The sequence below is a fragment of the Streptomyces sp. NPDC050546 genome, from assembly GCF_044457425.1.
Lineage (GTDB): Bacteria > Actinomycetota > Actinomycetes > Streptomycetales > Streptomycetaceae > Streptomyces.
This window is the reverse complement of record NZ_JBITGX010000011.1, coordinates 45289-66234: the sequence shown is the minus strand read 5'-3', so window position 1 is coordinate 66234 and position 20946 is coordinate 45289. Positions and strand designations below refer to the sequence as shown.

Genomic DNA, 20946 nt, shown 5'->3' with positions numbered 1-20946 from the left:
TCCTGACGCAGACATGAAGGCCTCATGCCCCCGACGCTCGCCTCGCTCGTCCACCACTCCGCGCTGAAACTGACCGTGCGGGCGGGCGAAGACCGCCTCGACGTGCCGGTGCGCTGGGCACATGTCAGCGAGCTCGCAGACCCCGTGCCCTATATGGAGGGCGGGGAACTGCTGCTGATCACCGCCCTCAAGCTGGACGCCGAGGACCCGGAGGTCATGCGCCGCTATGTGCGGCGGCTGGCCGGGGCCGGGGTGGTCGGGCTCGGCTTCGCCATAGGCGTCAACTACGACGAGACGCCCAAGGCGCTCGTCGACGCGGCCGGGGAAGAGGGCCTGCCGCTGCTGGAGGTGCCGCGCCGCACCCCCTTCCTCGCCATCAGCAAGGCCGTGTCCGCCGCGATCGCCGCCGACCAGTACCGGGCCGTCACGGCCGGGTTCGCCGCCCAGCGTGAACTGACCCGGCAGGCGCAGACCGGCGGTCCTGAGGGGCTGTTGTCCGCGCTGGCCTCGCAGGTCGACGGGTGGGCGGCGCTGTACGACGCCTCGGGCGCCGTCGTCGCCACGGCGCCGGAGTGGGCCGGACGGCGGGCCGCGCGGCTCACCGGAGACGTCGAGCGGCTGCGGGAGCGGCCGGCGCCCGCCTCCTCGGTGGTCGGCGGGCCGGAGAACGAGGACCGGGTCGAGCTGCACACCATCGGCACGGGCCGGCGCCCTCGCGCGGCCCTCGCGGTCGGCACGGCCGCCGCCCTCGGCACCGCCGAGCGCTACGCCGTCCACTCGGCCATAGCGCTGCTGACCCTGACCACGGAGCGCTCCCGGTCCCTCCAGGCCGCCGAGCAGCGGGTCGGCGCGGCGGTGCTGCGCATGCTGCTGGCCGGGGAGCCGGACCACGCGCGTACGGTCGCCGGGAGCCTCTACGGCGGGCTGCTGGACGCGCCGTTCCGGATGCTGGTCGCCGAGCGGGTGCCGGTGTCGGCGTCGGCCGCGCTGACCCGTGCCGAGGCCCGGGCGGGCGCCCCGGCCGTGGACCGGCCGTCCGCCGCCGCCCTCGCCGCCGCCGACACCGTCGGCGACCCCCTCGCGGCGCTCGCCGACGTCATGGAGTCCGCCGCGGCCCGGGCCGGCGAGGCCGTCCTGGTGGTGCCAGAGGGGGAGCGGCTGGTGGTGCTGGCCGCCGACCGCGGTGCCGCCGCCGCTGCCTGCGGGGAGTACGCGGCCGCCCTGGAGGCGGCCCGGGCCGGAACACGCGAGAAGGTGCCGGGCGGCGAGGAGGCCGAGCTGGTCGTGGGCCTGTCGGCGCCGGCCGGGCCCATCGCCGCCTCCGCCGCGTACAAGCAGGCCGGGCAGGCCCTGTCGGTGGCGCGGCGGCGCGGACGCGTCCTGGTGGAGCACGAGCAGATGGCGGCCGGATCGGTGCTGCCGCTGCTGGCGGACGACGCGGTGCGGGCCTTCGCCGACGGGATGCTGCGGCCGCTGTACGAGCACGACGCCACGGGCCGCGGCGACCTCGTCGCCTCCCTGCGCGCCTGGCTCTCCCGGCACGGCCAGTGGGACGCGGCGGCGGCCGACCTCGGCGTCCACCGGCACACCCTGCGCTACCGGATGCGGCGCGTCGAGGAGATCCTCGGCCGCTCCCTGGACGACCCGGACGCCCGGATGGAACTCTGGCTGGCCCTCAAGGCGACGACCACGGAACCGGCCCCGCCCGCCAAACCGTAGTGTTCACGGCCGGTACTGCTACACCTTGGACAAACGCCGTTCGGCCACCCCGCCCCTACCGTGGGAACCCGCAGTACAGGACCACCCCCGACGTCGAAGGGCCGGAACCCGGACATGACTTCCACCCACGCCTTCTGGCTCGCCGGCCGTCAGGCCGCCGGCGAGGACACCTTCGACGTCAGCTCCCCGTGGGACGGGCGGCTCGTCGGCAAGGTGAGCGTGCCGACGGACGCGCAGGTCGAGGAGGCCGTGGCCGCCGCGTACGCCGTGCGCGACGAGTTCGCCGCCACCCCCGCCCACGTACGGGCCGCCGCCCTCGACCATGTCAGCAAGCGCCTCGTCGAGCGCACCGAGGAGATCGCCCGGCTGATCTCCGCCGAGAACGGCAAGCCCCTGAAGTGGGCGCGCGGCGAGGTCGGACGGGCCGTGTCCGTCTTCCGGTTCGCCGCCGAGGAGGCCCGGCGCTTCAACGGCGGCGAGGCCCAGCGCCTCGACACCGACCTCGGCGGCCAGGGGCGGCTCGCCCTCACCCGGCGCTTCCCGAAGGGTGTCGTGCTCGGCATCGCGCCCTTCAACTTCCCGCTCAACCTCTGCGCCCACAAGATCGCCCCGGCCATCGCCGCCGGCGCGCCGATCATCCTGAAGCCGGCCCCGGCCACCCCGCTGTCCGGCCTGATCATCGGTGAGCTGCTGGCCGAGACCGAGCTGCCGGCGGGCTCCTGGAGCGTCCTGCCCGTCGCCAACGACAAGATGCCGGCCCTCGTGCAGGACGAGCGCCTGCCCGTCATCTCCTTCACCGGCTCCGAGAAGGTCGGCTACGCGATCATGGACTCGGTGCCGCGCAAGCACTGCACCCTGGAGCTGGGCGGCAACGGCGCGGCGGTCGTCCTCGCCGACTGGGCGAGCGACGAGGACCTGGACCGGGCGGCGCAGCGCATCGCCACCTTCTCCAACTACCAGGGCGGCCAGTCCTGCATCTCCGTCCAGCGGGTCATCGCCGACGCCTCGGTCTACGACCGGCTGCTGCCGCGCGTCGTCGCCGCCGTCGAGGCCCAGGTCACCGGTGACCCGGGTGACGACGCCACCGACGTCGGCCCGCTGGTCAGCGAGGACGCCGCCAAGCGCGTCGAGACGTGGGTCCAGGAGGCCGTGGACGCGGGTGCCGCGCTGCTCACCGGCGGCAAGCGCGACGGCGCCTCCTACGCCCCGACCGTCCTGGCCGAGGTCCCGGCGGACACCACGATCTCCTGTGAGGAGGTCTTCGGGCCGGTCCTCACCGTGCAGAAGGTGAACGGCGAGGCCGAGGCCTTCGCCGCCGTCAACGACTCCAAGTACGGCCTCCAGGCGGGCGTCTTCACACACGACCTCCAGACCGCCTTCCGTGCCCACCGGGCCCTGGAGGTCGGCGGTGTCGTCGTCGGTGACGTGCCGTCCTACCGCGCCGACCAGATGCCGTACGGCGGCGTCAAGCAGTCCGGCGTGGGCCGCGAGGGCGTGCGGTTCGCGATGGAGGACTACACCTATGAGCGCGTGCTGGTCCTGACAGGGATCGACCTCTAGCCCGACCGCCCTAGCACATGGGAACCATTTTCATGTAGGCTCGGCGAAGAGGCCCGGCACCGATGCCTTCCGGTGCCGGGCCCCTTCTGTGTGCCGGCCTGCTCCGGACCCTCAACCGGAGAAGCCGACGTGCGCGAGCCGCAGCGGGCCGCGCAGCCTGAGACGGACGTCGTGCACGCCCGCGGCAGCGACGGACGCGCCGAGCGAGACGTAGTCGTACGGGCCCGATGCGGGTCCGGCGGCTGACAGCACCGCGAGGGCCGGGCCGCCGTCGAGGGACACCTCGACCGTGCCCTCGCCGGTCACCTCCACCGTCACCCCGGTGATGCCTCGGCCGAAGTCGCAGTCGCGGTAGACCAGTTCACCGGTGGATCCGCCCACCGGCGTCACGGCGTCGCCCGACACCTTCGTACGGTCGACGATCTCGATGCCGCTCTGCTCGTCGAAACCGGCCGCGGCCAGCCCGCCCGCCAGGACCGCGCGCGGCAGGGTGGGCTCGCCCTCCAGGGTGACGGTCGTCCGCAGCCGGACGTCCTCGCTGGAGGCCCCGGCCAGTAGCTCGTACGCGCCCGGCTCCACGCGCCACCGGTCCTGGGCGACGTCCCAGAACGCGAAGGCGGTCAGCGGAACCTCGAAGCTCAGCTCGGCCACGGCGCCGGGGGCGAGAGAGACGCGACGGTGGTCCAGCAGCTCGCGGCGCGGACGCGGCACGCACGGGTCGACGGCCCGGGCGTAGAGCTGGGCGACCTCGTCGGCCGTGACGTCACCGGTGTTGGTGACCCTGAACGAGACGTGCAGCGTGCCGTCCCCGCCCCGGGTCGTCAGGCCGTCGTACGCGAACGACGAGTACGACAGGCCGTGCCCGAACGGGAACAGGGGCGTGCCCTCGAAGTACAGATACGTCTGACGGGCCCCGACCACGTCGTAGTCGAGGAGGCCGGGCAGGTCGGCGTCGCCGGCGTACCAGGTCTGCGGCAGGCGGCCTGCGGGCGAGACGTCGCCGGCCAGGACGCGGGCCAGGGCGGTGCCTGCCGCCTGGCCGCCGTGCGCCGTCCACAGCACGGCCGGGAGGGTGGCGGGGTCGACCGCGTACGGGTAGGCGGAGACCAGCGCCAGCACGGTCGCCGGGTTCGCCGCGCGGGCGGCCCGCAGCAGCCGCTCCTGGTGCTCCGGCAGACGCAGGGTCGTACGGTCCTCCGTCTCACGGCCGTTGATGTGCGGGTCGTTGCCCGCGACCACCACGACCACGTCGGCCTCCGCGGCGGCCCGCGCCACCGCGTCCTCGCCGCGCTCGGCGACGACCAGCTCGAACACCTCGGGATCTTCCTCGGCAACCTTCACGCCCTCGGCGGAGACACAGACATGACGACCCGTCCCGAGGTGCTTCAGGAGGTGCCCGTTCCCGTGCGGTTCCAGGCTGAACGTCTCCTGGACGACCCAGCCGCCCGGCTGGTCGGCGGAGGCGCGGACCCGGCCGTCCTCGGCGACCGAGAGATAGCGGCCGTCGGGTGCGCGCAGCGTCAGCACGCCCTCGCCCCAGTCGGCCAGCGCCAGCTCGGTGCCGGTCGCGTCGGTGGTCAGCGGGGGCAGGTCCGTGCGGCCCGCGAGCAGCGCCGGGTCGAGAGCGCCCTCGGCGCCGCGCACCTCGTCGGCGGCGTCCGCCGCCACCGGCACGCGCAGGAACGCACCTCCGGAGGTCTTCAGCCGGACCCGGTCCACACCCTCGGCGAACTCCACCCGCTCCGCGCCGAACCGCTCGTACAGGCCCTCCAGCGGGGTCGAGCGGTGGATCAGCGTGCCGCTGTACCAGTCGAGCTTGCACTCGTCGGCGAGCAGACCGACCACGGCGATCCGGGTGTCCGGGGCGAGCGGCAGCACCCCGTCGTTCTTCAGCAGCACGACCGCCTGCTCGGCCGCCTCCTGGGCGAGGGCACGGTGCCCCGGGGAGTCGAATTCGCTCGTCGCGTCGTGCGGGTCGTACTCCGGGTCGAACTCGCCGAGGCGGAAGCGGACCGAGAGCTGACGACGGACCGCCGTGTCGAGGTCGGTCTCGGTGAGCAGACCGCGCTCCAGGGCGCCGCGCAGCCGCCCGGTCATCTGCGAGGAGTCCGTGCCGTGGTCGGTGAAGCTGTCGACGCCCGCCACGAGAGAGGCGGCAGTGGCCTCCTCGTGGGTGTCGAAGTAGTGCTCGGAGTCGACCAGGTTGCTCGGCGCGCCCGCGTCCGAGCAGACCAGCAGGTCCTCGTCGGTCCAGGACCGCAGATGCTCACCGAGGTAGGGGGAGACGTGGTTCGGTCGGCCGTTGACCAGGTTGTACGCGGGCATCACCCCGGCCACCGCGCCCGCCTCCACGGTCTCGCGGAAGGCCCGCAGGTCGTACTCGTGCAGCACGCGCGGACGCACCGAGCTCGACGTCGTCGACCGGTCCGTCTCGTTGTTGTGGGCGAGCCAGTGCTTCAGCACGGGCGCGGTGCGCCAGTAGGTGGGGTGGTCGCCGCGCAGGCCGTGCGTGTAGGCCGTGGCGATCGCGGAGGTCAGCTTCGGATCCTCCGAGTAGCCCTCCTCGTTGCGGCCCCACAGCGGGTGGCGCAGCAGGTTGACCGTCGGGGCCCAGACGTTGAGCCCGACGCGGTCGTCCTTGGCGCGCATCGCGCGGACCTCCTTGGACACCGCGTCGCCGACCCGCCGCACCAGCTCCGGGTTCCAGGTGGCGCCGAGGCCGACCGCCTGCGGGAACACCGTCGCCGGGCCCATCCACGCCACGCCGTGCAGGGCCTCCTGGCCCGTGCGGAAGGCGGCGATGCCGAGCCGCTCGACGGCGGGCGCGAACTGGTGCAGGAAAGCGGTCTTCTCCTCCCGGGTGAGCCGCGACAGGAGGTCGTCGATCCGCTTCGCGAACGGCAGGCGCGGATCGCGGAACGGCGGCGTGGGCGGCGTGTGTGCGGTCACGTGGGATTCCCTTTGCGATGGAGCGGCGAGACACTTTCGAAGCGCTTCGATGCTGGTTCGACGTGGGGGTGGGTGTCAAGACACCTCGGCGCAACAACTCCGACCCTGCGGCGCCATTCCAAGCGCCATATATGCCGGATCGCGATCGTGCACACCTCGGGAGAATCTTGGAATCGCCCCTTGTGCACCCCTGGGTGTTCACTTAATCTCGCAGCAACATCGAAGCGCTTCGACTGTGAAGTCCGCCACCCGGTGGTGCGCATTCCTCGTCACTCGTCGGAGTATCGCTTCGGCTCAGCCAGTTCCACTCGAGACACCGCAGCCGACGGCCCTCCGCCGGGTGTCCTGGTGTGCCATGAAGGGTTGACGCAATGACGCCGAACGCCGCCTCCGCCTCCTCCGGACCGAGCCGGAGATCCTTCCTCGCCTCCACCGCGGTCGCCACCGCGGCCGTGGCGGGCGGGATGCCGTTGCTCGCCGCCTGCGGCGGTTCGGACAGTGGCTCGCGGGACGGCACGACGTCCGGCAAGGGCGCCAAGAAGCTGCTGCCGGCCTACGTGGCAAGCAACGTGGTGACGCCGGACATCCCGTCCAAGCACGGCTCGGCGATGGGCTTCACGAGCAAGCTCGCCCTGTCCGACCTCAAGACCTCGGTGCCGAAGAAGCTCGGCAAGGGCAGCGCCATCAAGATCATGTCGCCGTTCTGGGGCACCCCGCCGAAGGGCGACAACGCCTACTACAAGGCGATGAACGAGCTGATCGGCGTCGACATCACCTGGCAGAACCAGGACGGCATGACCTACGACGAGAAGCTCGGCGCGGTCCTCGCCTCCAGCGATGTGCCGGACGTCGTGGTCATCCCCAGCTGGAACATGGGCGGCAAGATACCCAGCGCCATCATTTCCAAGTTCGCCGACCTCGGTACCTACCTGTCCGGGGACGCGGTCAAGAAGTACCCGAACCTCGCCGCCATTCCGAGCGGCGCCTGGCAGTACTCCATCTTCGGCGGCAAGCTGCGCGGCCTGCCCCAGCCCGCCCCCTCCGTCACCGGCATCGTGCCCTTCTACCGCAAGGACGTCTTCGACAAGGAGGGCTACGACCTTCCGAAGTCCCCGGACGAGTTCCTCGCGCTCGCCAAGGAGATCACCCGGCCCAAGGCCAAGGTGTGGGCCTGCGACGACATGAAGTGGAGCGCCTTCAACTTCTTCGGCGTGCTCTCCGGCAGCGAGAAGCCGCTCGGCTGGAACCTGACCGACGGCAAGATGATCTACCGGGTCGAGACCGAGGAGTACCTGGAGGCCCTGGAGTGGACGCGCAAGCTGTACGCGGGGGGCTTCGTCCACCCCGACGCGAAGGCGGTGCAGGGGACCGCGGGTGACCGTTTCACCGCCGGCCAGGTGCTGATCTACAACAACAACATCTCGGACTGGTGGGGCAAGATGGCCGAGCAGGCGGGCCAGAACCCCGACTTCCGCATCTCCGGCATGGACATCTTCGGCGCCGACGGCGGCGATCCCACGCTGTGGGCCGGTTCCCCCGCGGGCATCTTCGCCTTCGTCAACAAGAAGGCGTCCAAGGCCGTCGTCGAGGACATCCTGGCCGCCGCCAATGTCACCGCCGCCCCGTACGGCACCAAGGAGTACATGCTCACCAAGTACGGGGTCGAGGGCACGCACTACACCGTCAAGGACGGGGTGCCCACCAAGAACGACAAGGGCAACCAGGAGGTCGCCAACGCCTACGAGATGATCGCCAGCCCCGCCCCGACCATCGCGCACCCGGACTTCCCGGACATCGCGAAGGAGCAGGTGGAGTGGCAGCAGCGGATGGGCGCCTTCACCAAGAAGTCCACCTTCTGGGGCATGCAGATCACCGAGCCCGCCCGCTACACCAACCTCTCCAACGACTTCGAGCAGTTGGAGGACGACGTCGTCCGCGGTCGCAAGAAGGTCAGCGATGTGCAGCAGGCTGTCGCCGAATGGAAGAAGCAGGGCGGGGACAAGCTGCGGGACTGGTACCAGAAGCTGCACGACACCAACGGTTCCGCACAGTGACCAGGCGCTGAGGCAAGGAGTAGGCCGTGTCCCACAGCACGGTGCCTCGCAGCAGGGCCGAGGCGAAGACGAGTGAGGAAGCTTCCCGGGGGACGGACGTCCCCACCGGGGAGCGGCCGGGGAAGAGACTCTCCGGCAAGGTGAGCCTGCGGCTGCGGCTGCGCCGCGACCGCACCCTGATCCTGATGACCCTGCCGGCCATCGCGCTGGTCCTGGTCTTCAACTACATACCGATCCTGGGCAACGCCGTCGCCTTCCAGGAGTACGACCCGTACGTCAGCGACAACGGCTTCGTCGCGATGCTGGAGAGCCCCTGGGTCGGCCTGGAGCAGTTCGAGCGGATCTTCGCGGACTCGGCGTTCTGGGACGCCGTGCAGAACACCCTCGTGCTGTTCGTCCTCCAGCTGGTGCTGTTCTTCCCGATCCCGATCGTGCTCGCGCTGCTCATCAACAGTGTGATCAGGCCCCGGGTGCGGGCCGTGTCGCAGGCGATCCTCTACCTGCCGCACTTCTTCTCCTGGGTGCTGGTCATCACCGTCTTCCAGCAGATCTTCGGCGGGGCCGGCATCATCGCGCAGACCCTGCGCGAGCACGGCTTCGAGGGCTTCGACCTCATGACCGACCCGGGGATCTTCAAGTTCCTGGTGACGGCGGAGGGCGTCTGGAAGGACGCCGGCTGGGGCATCATCGTCTTCCTCGCCGCGCTCGCCTCCGTGAGCCCCGACCTCTACGAGGCGGCGGCCATGGACGGGGCCGGGCGCTGGCGCCGCATGTGGCACGTCACGCTGCCCGCGCTGCGGCCCGTGATCGCCCTGCTGCTGGTGCTGCGGGTCGGTGACGCGCTCACCGTCGGCTTCGAGCAGATCCTGCTGCAACGCGACGCGGTGGGACCGGGCGCGTCGGAAGTCCTCGACACCTATGTGTGGTGGAACGGCGTCCGCAACCAGGACTTCAGCTACGCGGCGGCCGCGGGCCTCGTCAAGGGCCTGGTGAGCGTGGCGCTCGTCCTGGCCGCGAACAAGGTGGCCCACTTCATGGGCGAGCAGGGGGTGTACAAGAAGTGACCGCCGTCATGGACAAGGCCGCCGTCGAGGAGGCGGCGCGCGCACCGCGCTGGTGGGAGGCTCCGCCCAGGCCCGTCTGGGACGACGAGCCGGGCAAGGCCGGGATCGCCGGCAAGGGCATCGTCCTGGCCGGTGCCTGCCTCGCCATCCTGTTCCCGCTGTGGATCGTCGTCGTCACCAGCCTCTCCTCGAAGCAGACCATCACCGAGGCCGGCGGACTGGTGATGATCCCGAAGGACATCACCTTCGTCGCCTACCAGGAGCTGCTGAGCGGCGGGCAGGTGACCCGGGCCGCGATCGTCAGCGTGTGCGTCACGCTGGTCGGCACGGTGTTCTCCATGACGGTGTCGGTGCTGGCCGCCTACGGCTTGTCCCGCAGCGGTTCGCTCGGGCATCGCTGGCTGCTGATGACGCTCCTCGCGACGATGTTCTTCGGGGCCGGGCTCATTCCGACATATCTGCTGGTGCAGTCGCTCGGACTGACCGACACGTATCTCGCGTTGATCCTGCCGAGCGCCGTGAGTGTGTTCAACATTCTGGTGCTGCGCGGGTTCTTCATGGGGATCTCGCCGGAACTCGTCGACAGCGCGCGGATCGACGGGGCGGGGGACTGGCGGATTCTCTGGCAGATCGTGATGCCGCTGTCCCGGGCCGTCATCGCGGTGATCACGTTGTTCTACGCGGTCGGTTACTGGAGTGCCTGGTTCAACGCGTCGATCTATCTGAGCAACCAGGACATGATGCCGTTGCAGAACGTCATGATCCAGCTGGTGCAGAAGCAGGAGGCGCCGGTGGGGGTGAGTCAGGCGATCAAGACCGGGCAGATTTCCGCGCTGGCGATTCAGATGGCCGTGATGGTGATGGCGTTGCTGCCGGTTGCTGTGATCTCGCCGTTCGTCCAGAAGCATTTCAAGAAGGGCATGCTCACGGGCGCGGTCAAGGGCTGACCGCTGGGCTTGTCCGCAGTTTGTCGTCCGCGGTTGCGTCGTGGTTGTTCGCGCAGTTCCCCGCGCCCCTGAAAAGGGCATCTCCCTTCCCCGTCTTTGCAAGAACCGAGGTACGCCATGCCCACATTCCACCTCAGCAGACGTTCCGTGCTGGCCGGGACCGCTGCCGTCGCCGCGGTCGTCTCCCTTCCGTTGATTCAGGGGCGGGCGGAAGCCGGTACGCCCGCGAAGGGCGGGTACCGCTGGCGCAACGTCGTCCAGGGCGGCACCGGTTTCGTCACCGGCGTGCTGTTCCACCCCTCGGTCCGAGGCCTCGCCTACGCCCGTACCGACATCGGCGGCGCCTACCGCTGGGACGACCGCACCGACCGGTGGGTCCCGCTGACGGACCACATCGGCTGGGACGACTGGAACCTGCTCGGCGTGGAGGCCATGGCCGTCGACCCGGCCCACCCGAACCGGCTCTACCTCGCCCTCGGTACCTACGCGCAGTCCTGGGCCGGCAACGGGGCCGTGCTGCGGTCCGAGGACCGGGGCGCGACCTGGAAGCGCACCGACCTCACCGTGAAGCTCGGCGCCAACGAGGACGGGCGCGGGGGCGGGGAGCGGCTGCTCGTCGACCCGCGCGACAGCGACACCCTGTGGCTCGGCACCCGGCACGACGGACTGCTCAAGTCGACCGACCGGGGCGCCACCTGGAACGCCGTGAGCTTCCCGGCCGCCCCCAGCGCCACCGGCCAGGGCGTCACGCTCCTCGTCGCCGCCGGCCGTACGGTCTACGCCGGCTGGGGCGATTCCGACGGCACGGCCGACAAGCCCAACCTGTACCGCACCTCCGACGGCACGACCTGGAAGGCCGTTCCGAAGCAGCCGGCCGGCACCGCCGCCAGGGTGCCGATCCGCGCCGCGTACGACCGGCACACCCGCGAGCTGTACGTGACGTACGCCAACGCCCCCGGCCCCAACGGCCAGTCCGACGGCAGCGTGCACAAGCTGCGGACGACGGACGGGAAGTGGACCGAGGTCACGCCGGTGAAGCCCGGCGGGGCGACTCAGGACGGGGGGACCGACTCCTTCGGGTACGGCGGTGTCGCCGTCGACGCCCGCAGGCCCGGCACCGTCGTCGTCTCCACCAACAACCGCTGGGCGCTGGTCGACACCCTGTACCGGACCACCGACGGCGGCCGCACCTGGAAGTCCCTGAAGGACAAGGCCGTCCTGGACGTGTCCGAGACGCCGTACCTCAGGTGGGGCGCCGACGAGCCCAAGTTCGGCTGGTGGATCCAGGCCCTCGCCGTCGACCCGTACGACTCCGAGCACGTGGTCTACGGAACCGGCGCGACCCTCTACGGCACCCGCGACCTCAAGCACTGGGCCCCGCAGATCCGGGGCCTCGAGGAGGCGTCCATACGTCAGCTGATCTCCCCTCCGGCCGGAGAGGCGCACCTGATCAGCGGGTCCGGGGACATCGGTGTGATGTACCACGAGCGGCTCACCGCCTCCCCTTCCCGGGGCATGGCGTCGAACCCGGTGTTCGGCACGGCGACGGGGCTCGCGCTGGCCGCCGCCGAGCCGTCGTACGTCGTGCGGGCCGGGTGGGGCGACAACGGCAACGGCGCCTGGTCGCGCGACGGCGGCAAGACCTGGGCGCCCTTCACGTCCCAGCCGCCCATGGCCAAGTCCGCGCCCGGGCCGATCGCCACCAGTGCAGACGGCAGTGTGCTGCTGTGGTCCTTCGGCGCGGCCCACCCGGGATTCCGCTCGGCGGACAACGGTGCCACCTGGTCCGAGGTCGACTCCTTCCCGAAGGGCGTCGTGCCGGTCGCGGACCCGGCCGACGCGACGCGTTTCTACGCCTTCGACACCACGACCGGGACGCTCCACGCCAGCACCGACGGCGGCAGGACCTTCACCGCGAGGGCCACCGGCCTGCACTCGGGCGACAGCGAGTTCCAGCTGACCGCGGCTCCCGGCCGCTCGGGTGACCTGTGGCTGAGCCTGAAGTGGAACGGGCTGTACCGGTCGACGGACGGCGGCGCCACCTTCACCAAGGTGAGCAGCTGCTGGGCCTCGTACACCCTCGGCTTCGGCAAGGCCGCCGAGGGCGCCTCCTACCCGGCGGTCTACCTGGTCGGCTCCACCGAGAGCAGCACCGCCGTCCACCGCTCCGACGACGAGGCGAAGACCTGGACCCGGATCAACGACGACCGGCACCAGTGGGGCTGGATCGGCGCGACCGTCACCGGCGACCCGCGCATCCACGGCCGGGTCTACATCGCCACCAACGGACGCGGCGTGCAGTACGGGGAGCCCGCCTGATGCCCGGGCGACAAGGGCCGGCCCTGAGCGACGCCACCCGGGGCCGCCTCCTCTTCGGCGGCGACTACAACCCGGAGCAGTGGCCTCAGGAGACCTGGCACGAGGACGTCCGGCTGATGAAGGCCGCCGGCGTCAACTCCGTCACCCTCGGCGTGTTCTCGTGGTCGAAGCTGGAACCGGAGCCCGGGGCGCGGGAGTTCGGCTGGCTGGACACCCTGATGGACCTGATGCACGAGAACGGCATCGGGGTCGTCCTCGCCACCCCCACCTCCTCGCCCCCGCCCTGGATGGGCCGGCTGCACCCCGACACCCTGCCCGTCACCGAGGACGGCCGCACCGAGTGGTGGGGCGGCCGTCAGCACTTCTCACACTCCAGCGCCACCTATCGGCGCTGTGCCGCCGCGATCACCGAGGACCTGGCCGACCGCTACGGCGGCCACCCGGCCCTGACGATGTGGCACATCAACAACGAGTACTGCACCTTCGACTACGGCGACGAGGCCGCCGTCTCCTTCCGGCGGTGGCTGCGCGAGAGGTACGGCACGCTCGAGGCCCTCAACGAGGCCTGGGGCACCGCCTTCTGGAGCCAGGGCTACGACACCTGGGACGGCATCCTGCCGCCCCGTCTGCCCCACTACATGCGCAACCCCGGCCAGGTCCTGGACTTCAGGCGCTTCACCTCCGACATGCTCCTGGAGTGTTACGTCGCCGAGCGGGACATCGTCCGGCGCCACACCCCGCACCTCCCGGTCACCAGCAACTTCATGCCGCTGTGGTTCGGCCAGGACGCCTGGCGCTGGGCAGGGGAGGAGGACATCGTCTCCGTCGACCTCTACCCCGACCCGCGCGATCCGCTCGGCGCCCAGAACGGCGCCCTGGTGCAGGACATGACCCGCTCCCAGGCACGCGGGCCGTGGATGCTCATGGAACAGGCGGCCGGGCCGGTCAACTGGCGGGGCGTGAACCACCCGAAGCCCCGGGGCCTCAACCGGCTGTGGTCCCTGCAGGCCGTGGCCCGGGGCGCCGACGCCGTCTGCTACTTCCAGTGGCGGCAGTCCCGGCAGGGCGCCGAGAAGTTCCACTCCGGCATGGTCAGCCACGCAGGGGAGGACGGCCGTACGTACCAGGAGGTCAAGCGGCTCGGGGCGGACCTGGCGAGGATCGCCCCCGAGGTGACCGGCCGGCACATCACCGCGAACGTCGCCGTCCTGCACGACTGGAACGCCTGGTGGGCCGGTGCCCAGGACGGACGCCTGTCCTCCCGGGTGGACTACCCGGACGTGCTGCGCGCCTGGCACCGGGCCCTCTGGCAGGCCCACCTCACCACCGACTTCGCCCACCCCGAGCACGATCTGACGCCGTACTCGATGGTCGTCGTGCCCCAGCTGTACGCGCTCACCGACGCGGCGATCGACAACCTCCTCGCCTACGCCCGCGGCGGCGGCACCCTCGTCTGCGGCTTCCTGACCGGCGTCGCGGACGAGGACGACCGGGTGCGCCCCGGCGGCATGGACGCCCGGCTGCGGGAGCTCTTCGGCATCCGCACGCTGCACGAGTGGTGGCCGCTGGACGAAGGGGAGACCGTCGCCTGCGAGGACTTCCGGGGCACGCTGTGGTCCGAGGAGATCGAGCCCTCCGACCCCGACCACACGACCCGCTACAAGGGCGGCGAACTGGACGGCATGCCCGCCGTGCTGCGCAAGGACCGCGCCTGGTACCTCTCCACGCTCCCGGAGCCGGAGGCGCTGCGCGAGCTGCTGGCCCGGGTCGCCGACGGCGCGGGCGTCCGGCCCGTGCTCGACGCTCTTCCCGAGCAGGTCGAGGCCGTGCGCCGGGGCGAGCTGCTGTTCCTGCTCAACCACAGTCGCGAGCCCGTGACCGTCGAGGTCCCCGGCACCCACCACGACCTGCTGACCGGCACGGCCGTCAGCGACCGGGTCACCCTCGGCCGCTACGAGGCGGCGGTGCTCCGGCCATGACCGCCTCCGCCCCCGTCCACGGCACCTGGGAGCCGCACGCGGCCGGGCGCTGGGAGGACGGCTTCCTGAGCGGCAACGGCCACCACGGCGCTCTTGTGTTCGGCGACCCGGACGTCGAGCGGGTCGTCGTCACGCACCACACCCTGGTGCGCCCCAACGGCAGGGACCCCCGTCCCCCGCGGCTCGCCGGAGACCTCCCGGCGCTCCAGGACCGTCTCCTGGCCGGCGACACGACCGCCGCCGAGAGCTTCACGGACGGCCGCCCGCACCAGTGGGTGCAGCCCTTCCACCCGGCCTTCCAGATCCGGCTGAAGAGGCCGTACGCCGGCCGGAACGCCTCCCCCCGCGACCTCGCCCAGGGCGTCGCGCGCAGGTCGTCCGGCGACCACCGTGACTACCGCCGCGACGTCGACTTCAGCACCGGCGTCGTGCGTGCGTCCTGCTCCGGCTGGACCAGCCGGGTCTTCGTCTCCCGAGCCGACGACGTGATCGTCCAGGAGGTCACCGGCCCCGGCCTGAGCCTCCAGCTCGACCTGGACCACCGGCTGCCCGGCGCGCCCGCCGGACTGGGCATCGGCCACGGAGCCGTCCTCACCCCCGAGGGCGCCCTGCTGAGCCTGCGCGCCCGCTACCCGGACAGCGACCTGGCCTGCACCGGCGTCACCCTGGTCGCCGTCACGGGAGGCACGACGACCCTCGTGCCCCCGGGCGCGCACATCGAGGGCGCCCGGTCCGTGCTGCTCCTCACCCGGGTGCGCCGGCACACCGGCGAACCGGACGTCGTCGCTGAGGGCCGCGCCCTGCGCGATCTGCCCGCGGAGTACGAAGAGCTCCTCGGCCGCCACGTCGCCCTCCATGGCACCGCCTACCAGCGCGTCACCCTCGACCTGGCCGCCGACCCCGCCGAACGGGCCCTCCCCGGCTCCGAGTTGCTGAGACGCCCACGCAGCCCCGCCCTGCTGGAGCGCCTCTTCGCGGCCGGCCGCTACCACCTGCTGTCCGCCGGCGGCCTCTTCCCGCCCCGGCTGACCGGACTGTGGACCGGCGACTGGAACACCGCCTGGTCGGGCGCCTTCACCAACGACGCCAACCTCAACCTCCAGACGGCCTCCGCCGCTGCCGCCGCCCTCCCCGAGGTCACCGAGGCGCACGCGACCCTGATCCAACGGCAGCTGCCCGACTGGCGCGACAACGCCCGCGCGATCTTCGGCACCCGGGGCGTCGTCGCCCCCGGCCACACCGACGGCGAGTCCGGCCACTCGTACCACTTCGACCGCGAGTACCCGCTGCACCTGTGGACCGCGGGCGCCGACTGGCTGCTCAAGCCGCTCGTCGACCACGACGAGACGACCGGCACCCGCGACCCGCGCACCGCCGCCGCGCTCGCCGAAGTCGCCCTGTTCTACGAGGACTTCCTCACCCGCACCGACGAGCACGGCCACCTCGTCGTCGTCCCGTCCTACTCGCCCGAGAACCGCCCCGGCAACGCGAGCTGGGGCACCCTCAACGCGGCCATGGACCTCTCGGCGGCCCGCCACGCCCTGCGCACGGCCGCCGCCTACCACCCCGGCCCCGACGCCGACCGCTGGCACGCCCTCGCCGACCGCCTCCCACCGCACCGGGTCAACGCGGACGGGGCGCTGGCCGAATGGGCCTGGCCGGGCCTGGAGGACTCCTACGACCACCGCCACCTCAGCCACCTCTACGGCGTCTGGCCGCTCGACGAGATCACCCCCTACGACACACCCGAACTCGCCACGGCCGCCCACCGCGCCCTCGAACTGCGCGGCGCCGAGAACGACTCCGCGCACGGCCATCTGCACCACGCGCTCATCGCGGCCCGGCTCAGGGACGGCGACCGCGTCGCCCACGCCCTCGGCCAGGTCCTGGACGGCGACTTCTTCCACGCCTCCCTGATGAGCGCCCACTACCCGAAGCGGGACGTCTACAACGCGGACGCCGCGCACACCCTGCCCGCCGTGCTGATCGAGATGCTCGTGCAGTCCACCCCGGACCGGCTGGTGCTGCTGCCCGCGCTCCCGGCGGCCTGTCCCAGCGGCGCACTGCGCGGTGTGCGCACCCGCTTCGGGGCCGAGCTCGACCTCACCTGGTCCCGGGACGGCGCCACCGCCGTCATCAGGCCGGGCCGCACCCACCGCGTCGAACTGCGGACTTCCACCGGCACAGAATCCCTCCACCTGGTCGCCGGAGAAGACCACGTCCTCACCCTGAGGGCGCGGTAGCTCCTACCCCATCCCCCCACCCCTGGAAGGGACCCCATGGCATCACGCACGCTCGGCAGGGTCACCAAGGCCCTGCTCGCCCCGGCCCTGGCACTCGGCGCGACCATCGGCCTCGCCTCCGCGCCCGCCTCCGCGGCCGTCTGGAACTCCTGCGACCAGTGGGGCAACACGAGCCTGAACGGCTACACGCTCTACAACAACATCTGGGGCGGCGGCGCCGGCGCCCAGTGCATCTGGGCCAACTCCGGCACCAACTGGGGCGTCAACGCCAACCACCCCAACACCGGCGGCATCAAGTCCTACCCGAACGCCAAGAAGGTGGTGAACAAGTCCATCACCTCGCTGGGGTCGCTCAACAGCAGCTACAACGTCACCGTCCCGTCCTCGGGCTCGTACAACACCTCGTACGACGTCTGGGACACGGACCACGACTACGAGATCATGCTCTGGGTCAACTACAACGGGGCCGTCGGCGCGCTCGGCAGCTACCAGGAGCGCGTCTCGGTCGGCGGCCACACCTGGGACGTCTACAAGGGCCGGGCCCAACGGTCCGACGGCACGTACTGGGACGTCTTCTCGTTCCTGCGCACCTCCGACTCCACCTCCGGTTCCGTGCAGATCCTGCCGGTCCTGAAGTGGATCAAGGACACCAAGCGGTGGATGGGCAACGAGACCATCGGTGACGTCCAGTTCGGCTTCGAGATCACCTCGTCGTCCGGCGGTCTGGACTTCCGCGCCAACAGCATGAGCTTCACCAGCAGCTGACCCGGAACGGGCCGGGGCCGGCGGCACCGCACGGTGCGGCCGGCCCCGGCTTCTCGCCGTGGCGGCTACTCCGCCACCGGCAGCCGTGCCCCGTCCCGCAGGAAGAGCGGGATGCGGTCCAGCGGGGCGTCGACCGTCACGGCCCGGCCGCCCTCGTACGTCTCACCCGTCCACGCGTCCGTCCAGGCGGCCCCCGCCGGCAGATAGGCCGTACGAGCGGTGGCACCGGCGGTCAGCACCGGGGCGACCAGCAGGTCCGGGCCGAAGAGGTAGGAGTCGTCCACCGACCAGGTGGCCTGGTCGTCCGGGAACTCCAGGAACAGCGGCCGCATCACCGGCAGGCCCTCCTCGTGGGCCGCGCGCATCACGTCCAGCACATACGGCTTCAGACGCTCACGCAGCCGCAGGTACTTCTCCAGGACCGCCCCGGCCTCCTCGCCGTACGACCACACTTCGTTCGGGCCGCCCGTCATCTCCGGGCCCAGCGGCATGCCCGGGTCGCGGAAGCCGTGCAGGCGCATCAGCGGGGACAGCGCGCCGAACTGGAACCAGCGGACCATCACCTCCCGGTACGCCGGGTCGTCCGGGTCGCCCCCGTGGAAGCCGCCGATGTCGGTGTTCCACCACGGGATGCCCGACAGGGCCGTGTTGAGGCCGGCCGCGATCTGGCGGCGCAGGGTGGGGAAGTCCGTGCCGATGTCACCCGACCACAGGGCGGCGCCGTAGCGCTGACTGCCCGCCCAGGCCGAGCGGTTGAGGGTGACGATCTCCTCCTCGCCGGTCGCGAGCAGGCCCTCGTAGAAGGTCCGGGCGTTCTCGGCCGGGTAGGCGTTGCCGACCTCCAGGCCCGGGCCGGCCCAGTAGCGCAGGTTCTCCTGGAAGCCCGGCTTCAGCTCCGGCTCGCAGGCGTCCAGCCAGAACGCCGTGATGCCGTACGGGTCGAGGTAGTTCTCCTTCACCTTCGACCACACGAACTCCCGGGCGTCCGGGTTGGTGGCGTCGTAGAAGGCCACCTGGACCGTGGACGCGACCTCCTTGTCGGGCCAGTCGGCGTGCGCCATCGGGCCGTACTGGGTGCCGATGAAGTACCCGCGCTGCTCCATGACCGGGTGGTTCTCGCTCAGCGGCGACACCGAGGGCCAGACGCTCACCACCAGCTTGATGCCGAGCTCGTCCAGCTCGCGCACCATCGCGCCCGGGTCGGGCCACTCCTTCGGGTCGAACTTCCACTCCCCGAGATGCGTCCAGTGGAAGAAGTCGCAGACGATCGCCGAGATCGGCAGGCCCCGCCGCTTGTACTCCCGGGCCACCGCCATGAGTTCGTCCTGGGTGCGGTAGCGCAGCTTGCACTGCCAGAAGCCCGCCGCCCATTCCGGCAGCATCGGCGTCCGCCCGGTCACCGCGCTGTAGCGGCTCTGGGCGCCGGACGGGTCGCCCGCCGTGATCCAGTAGTCGATCTGCCGGGCGGAGTCGGCGACCCACCGGGTGCCGTTGTGCGCCAGCTCCACACGGCCGATCGCCGGGTTGTTCCACAGCAGCGTGTAGCCCCGGCTGGAGGTGAGCACCGGGATGCCGACCTCGGCGTTGCGCTGGACCAGGTCAAGCACCAGGCCCTTCTGGTCGAGCCGCCCGTGCTGGTGCTGGCCGAGGCCGAACAGCTTCTCGTCGTCGTAGGCGGCGAAGCGCTGCTCCAGACGGTGGTGGCCGTTGCCGACGGCCGTGTAGAGGCGGGAGCCGGGCCACCAGAAGTGAGCCCGGTCCTCGGCGAGCAGCTCGGCGGAGTCCTCCGTCCGCAGGAAGCGGACCAGGCCCTCGGCGTTCACCTCGACGGTCAGCGCGCCGACAGTCAGCTGTCCGTGACCGTCCTCGATCTTCACCGTGGAGGGCGTCGCGGGGGCCTCGTCGAGCAGCGCGCCCGGCAGTCCCTCGAGGACCGGGCCGCCGAGCCGGGCACGCACCCGGACCGCGTCCGGACCCCACGGCTCGATCCGTACGGTCTCCTGGCGGCCGCTCCACTCCAGCGCGCCGTCCCGCTCGCGGAACGTGCCGACGGTGGGGGAGGACTGCGCCAGGCTCACCTGGGGCTGGGTTTCAGCAGGCTGATTCACGTGGCGGGCTCCTGTGCGGAAGCAGACATGGGGGTGCCCTGGAAGGGGCGCTCTTCAATGGCGGGGAGTGACTACGGCCGGGCCGGCGCCGGTCCCGTGCTCGTCCGTACCGTCAGCTCGGGAGCGATCAGCACGACCTCGTCGCTGCCGCGTCCCTCGAGCTTGGCGACCAGGTGTTCCACCGCGTGCCGGCCCATCTCCTGCGCGGGGATGGCGACCGACGTGAGCCGCACGGAGGCCTGTGTCGCGACCTGGTCGGGGCAGATCGCGACCACCGACACGTCCTCCGGGACGGCCCGGCCCTGCTGCCGCAGCAGGGCGAGCAGCGGCTCGACCGCCGACTCGTTCTGCACGATGATCCCGGAGGTGTCCGGGCGTTCGTCGAGGATCCGTGCGAGGGTCACGGCCATCGCGTCGTACCCGCCCTCGCACGGCCGGTGCAGCAGCCGCACTCCCAGCTCCCGGGAACGCGACCGGAGCCCGTCGAGGGTGCGTTCGGCGAAGCCCGTGTGCCGCTCGTAGACGGCCGGGGCCTCGCCGATGACGGCGATGTCCTGGTGCCCCTGCTTCGCCAGATGCTCCACACACAGCGCGCCCGTCGCCCGGAAGTCCAGATCGACGCAGGTCAGACCGGAGGTGTCGGCGGGCAGCCCGATGAGCACGGAAGGCTGGTCGGTCGCGCGCAGCAACGGCAGCCGTTCGTCGTCGAGTTCGACGTCCATCAGAATCATTCCGTCGGCGAGTCCGCTCCCGGCGACGCGGCGCACGGCGTCGGGGCCCTCCTCGCCGGTGAGCAGCAGCACGTCGTACCCGTGCGTGCGGGCGGAGGTCGCCACGGCGATGGCGATCTCCATCATCACGGGCACGTACATGTCCGTGCGCAGCGGGATCATCAGCGCGATGATGTTCGACTTGCTGCTGGCCAGGGCGCGGGCCCCGGCGTTCGGGTGGTACCCGAGCTCGCGGATGCTCCGCTCGACCCGCTGCCGGGTGTTGACGGAGATGGACCGCTTGCCGCTGAGGACATAGCTCACCGTGCTCGCCGAGACTCCGGCGTGCTGGGCGACCTCGGCGAGGGTGACCATCCGGCTCTCCAAGCTTTGTGAAGCGCTTCGACAATGCGCGTTGCTTATATGGGCGGGTGAGGGTGGTTCGACAGTAGCTCCAGCGGGAGTACGTGTCCATAGGTTGTCGAAGCGCTTCGATACCGAATTCTCGAGCAGGGTCGACCCCGTGCAC

The 20946-nt window shown here is 71.4% G+C and carries 12 protein-coding genes; 9 read left to right on the top strand and 3 right to left on the bottom strand.

Annotated features, from left to right (window positions below; genetic code table 11):
• The first annotated feature begins 24 nt into the window (after positions 1 to 24).
• Together ACIBK5_RS26545 and ACIBK5_RS26540 are read left to right on the top strand one after the other, a co-directional pair.
• On the top strand, positions 25 to 1719 hold the full coding sequence (locus ACIBK5_RS26545) for a PucR family transcriptional regulator (RefSeq protein ID WP_399023150.1): 1695 nt from the start codon (positions 25 to 27) through the stop codon (positions 1717 to 1719).
• 114 nt (positions 1720 to 1833) lie between these two features.
• Entirely contained in the window at positions 1834 to 3279 is a 1446-nt protein-coding gene (locus ACIBK5_RS26540; protein ID WP_399023149.1) for an aldehyde dehydrogenase family protein, read from the top strand.
• A gap of 111 nt (positions 3280 to 3390) precedes the next feature.
• Here ACIBK5_RS26540 and ACIBK5_RS26535 read toward each other — a convergent pair whose 3' ends face one another.
• Complete coding sequence (locus tag ACIBK5_RS26535; RefSeq protein ID WP_399023147.1) at positions 3391 to 6228, bottom strand: glycoside hydrolase family 3 C-terminal domain-containing protein; 2838 nt, start codon at positions 6226 to 6228, stop codon at positions 3391 to 3393.
• Positions 6229 to 6599: 371 nt separating this feature from the next.
• Here ACIBK5_RS26535 and ACIBK5_RS26530 point away from each other — a divergent pair, with 371 nt between their 5' ends.
• The 7 genes from ACIBK5_RS26530 to ACIBK5_RS26500 all read left to right on the top strand — a co-directional run bounded on the left by ACIBK5_RS26530 (position 6600) and on the right by ACIBK5_RS26500 (position 17599).
• On the top strand, positions 6600 to 8282 hold the full coding sequence (locus tag ACIBK5_RS26530; RefSeq protein WP_399023145.1) for an extracellular solute-binding protein: 1683 nt from the start codon (positions 6600 to 6602) through the stop codon (positions 8280 to 8282).
• Positions 8283 to 8308: 26 nt separating this feature from the next.
• On the top strand, positions 8309 to 9346 hold the full coding sequence (locus ACIBK5_RS26525; RefSeq protein ID WP_399023143.1) for an ABC transporter permease: 1038 nt from the start codon (positions 8309 to 8311) through the stop codon (positions 9344 to 9346).
• An 8-nt stretch (positions 9347 to 9354) separates the two neighbouring features.
• Positions 9355 to 10293 (top strand): carbohydrate ABC transporter permease, encoded by a 939-nt coding sequence (locus tag ACIBK5_RS26520; protein ID WP_399023141.1) that lies wholly within the window; start codon positions 9355 to 9357, stop codon positions 10291 to 10293.
• A gap of 117 nt (positions 10294 to 10410) precedes the next feature.
• Positions 10411 to 12612, top strand: a complete 2202-nt coding sequence (locus ACIBK5_RS26515) for a 1,4-beta-glucanase (protein WP_399023139.1) — start codon at positions 10411 to 10413, stop codon at positions 12610 to 12612.
• Complete coding sequence (locus tag ACIBK5_RS26510; protein ID WP_399023137.1) at positions 12612 to 14591, top strand: beta-galactosidase; 1980 nt, start codon at positions 12612 to 12614, stop codon at positions 14589 to 14591. Before ACIBK5_RS26515 ends, ACIBK5_RS26510 begins: the two co-directional genes overlap by 1 nt.
• Positions 14588 to 16834: a glycosyl hydrolase family 95 catalytic domain-containing protein gene (locus ACIBK5_RS26505; protein WP_399023136.1), complete on the top strand. Its 2247-nt coding sequence runs from the start codon at positions 14588 to 14590 to the stop codon at positions 16832 to 16834. The genes ACIBK5_RS26510 and ACIBK5_RS26505 overlap by 4 nt, the downstream gene beginning before the upstream one ends.
• Positions 16835 to 16870: 36 nt before the next feature.
• On the top strand, positions 16871 to 17599 hold the full coding sequence (locus tag ACIBK5_RS26500; protein ID WP_399023134.1) for a hypothetical protein: 729 nt from the start codon (positions 16871 to 16873) through the stop codon (positions 17597 to 17599).
• A gap of 65 nt (positions 17600 to 17664) precedes the next feature.
• Here ACIBK5_RS26500 and ACIBK5_RS26495 read toward each other — a convergent pair whose 3' ends face one another.
• Both ACIBK5_RS26495 and ACIBK5_RS26490 read right to left on the bottom strand, forming a co-directional pair.
• On the bottom strand, positions 17665 to 19707 hold the full coding sequence (locus ACIBK5_RS26495; protein WP_399023132.1) for a TIM-barrel domain-containing protein: 2043 nt from the start codon (positions 19705 to 19707) through the stop codon (positions 17665 to 17667).
• Positions 19708 to 19778: 71 nt separating this feature from the next.
• Positions 19779 to 20792, bottom strand: coding sequence for a LacI family DNA-binding transcriptional regulator (locus tag ACIBK5_RS26490; RefSeq protein ID WP_399023130.1), 1014 nt, complete (start codon positions 20790 to 20792; stop codon positions 19779 to 19781).
• Positions 20793 to 20946 lie beyond the last annotated feature (154 nt).

Excerpts from the sequence above, each read along its gene's own strand:
- ACIBK5_RS26505 (WP_399023136.1), top strand. The coding sequence starts at position 14,588 with ATGACCGCCTCCGCCCCCGTCCACGGCACCTGGGAGCCGCACGCGGCC.
- ACIBK5_RS26500 (WP_399023134.1), top strand. The coding sequence starts at position 16,871 with ATGGCATCACGCACGCTCGGCAGGGTCACCAAGGCCCTGCTCGCCCCG.
- ACIBK5_RS26545 (WP_399023150.1), top strand. The coding sequence starts at position 25 with ATGCCCCCGACGCTCGCCTCGCTCGTCCACCACTCCGCGCTGAAACTG.
- ACIBK5_RS26540 (WP_399023149.1), top strand. The coding sequence starts at position 1,834 with ATGACTTCCACCCACGCCTTCTGGCTCGCCGGCCGTCAGGCCGCCGGC.
- ACIBK5_RS26530 (WP_399023145.1), top strand. The coding sequence starts at position 6,600 with ATGACGCCGAACGCCGCCTCCGCCTCCTCCGGACCGAGCCGGAGATCC.
- ACIBK5_RS26510 (WP_399023137.1), top strand. The coding sequence starts at position 12,612 with ATGCCCGGGCGACAAGGGCCGGCCCTGAGCGACGCCACCCGGGGCCGC.
- ACIBK5_RS26515 (WP_399023139.1), top strand. The coding sequence starts at position 10,411 with ATGCCCACATTCCACCTCAGCAGACGTTCCGTGCTGGCCGGGACCGCT.
- ACIBK5_RS26520 (WP_399023141.1), top strand. The coding sequence starts at position 9,355 with ATGGACAAGGCCGCCGTCGAGGAGGCGGCGCGCGCACCGCGCTGGTGG.
- ACIBK5_RS26490 (WP_399023130.1), bottom strand. The coding sequence starts at position 20,792 with ATGGTCACCCTCGCCGAGGTCGCCCAGCACGCCGGAGTCTCGGCGAGC.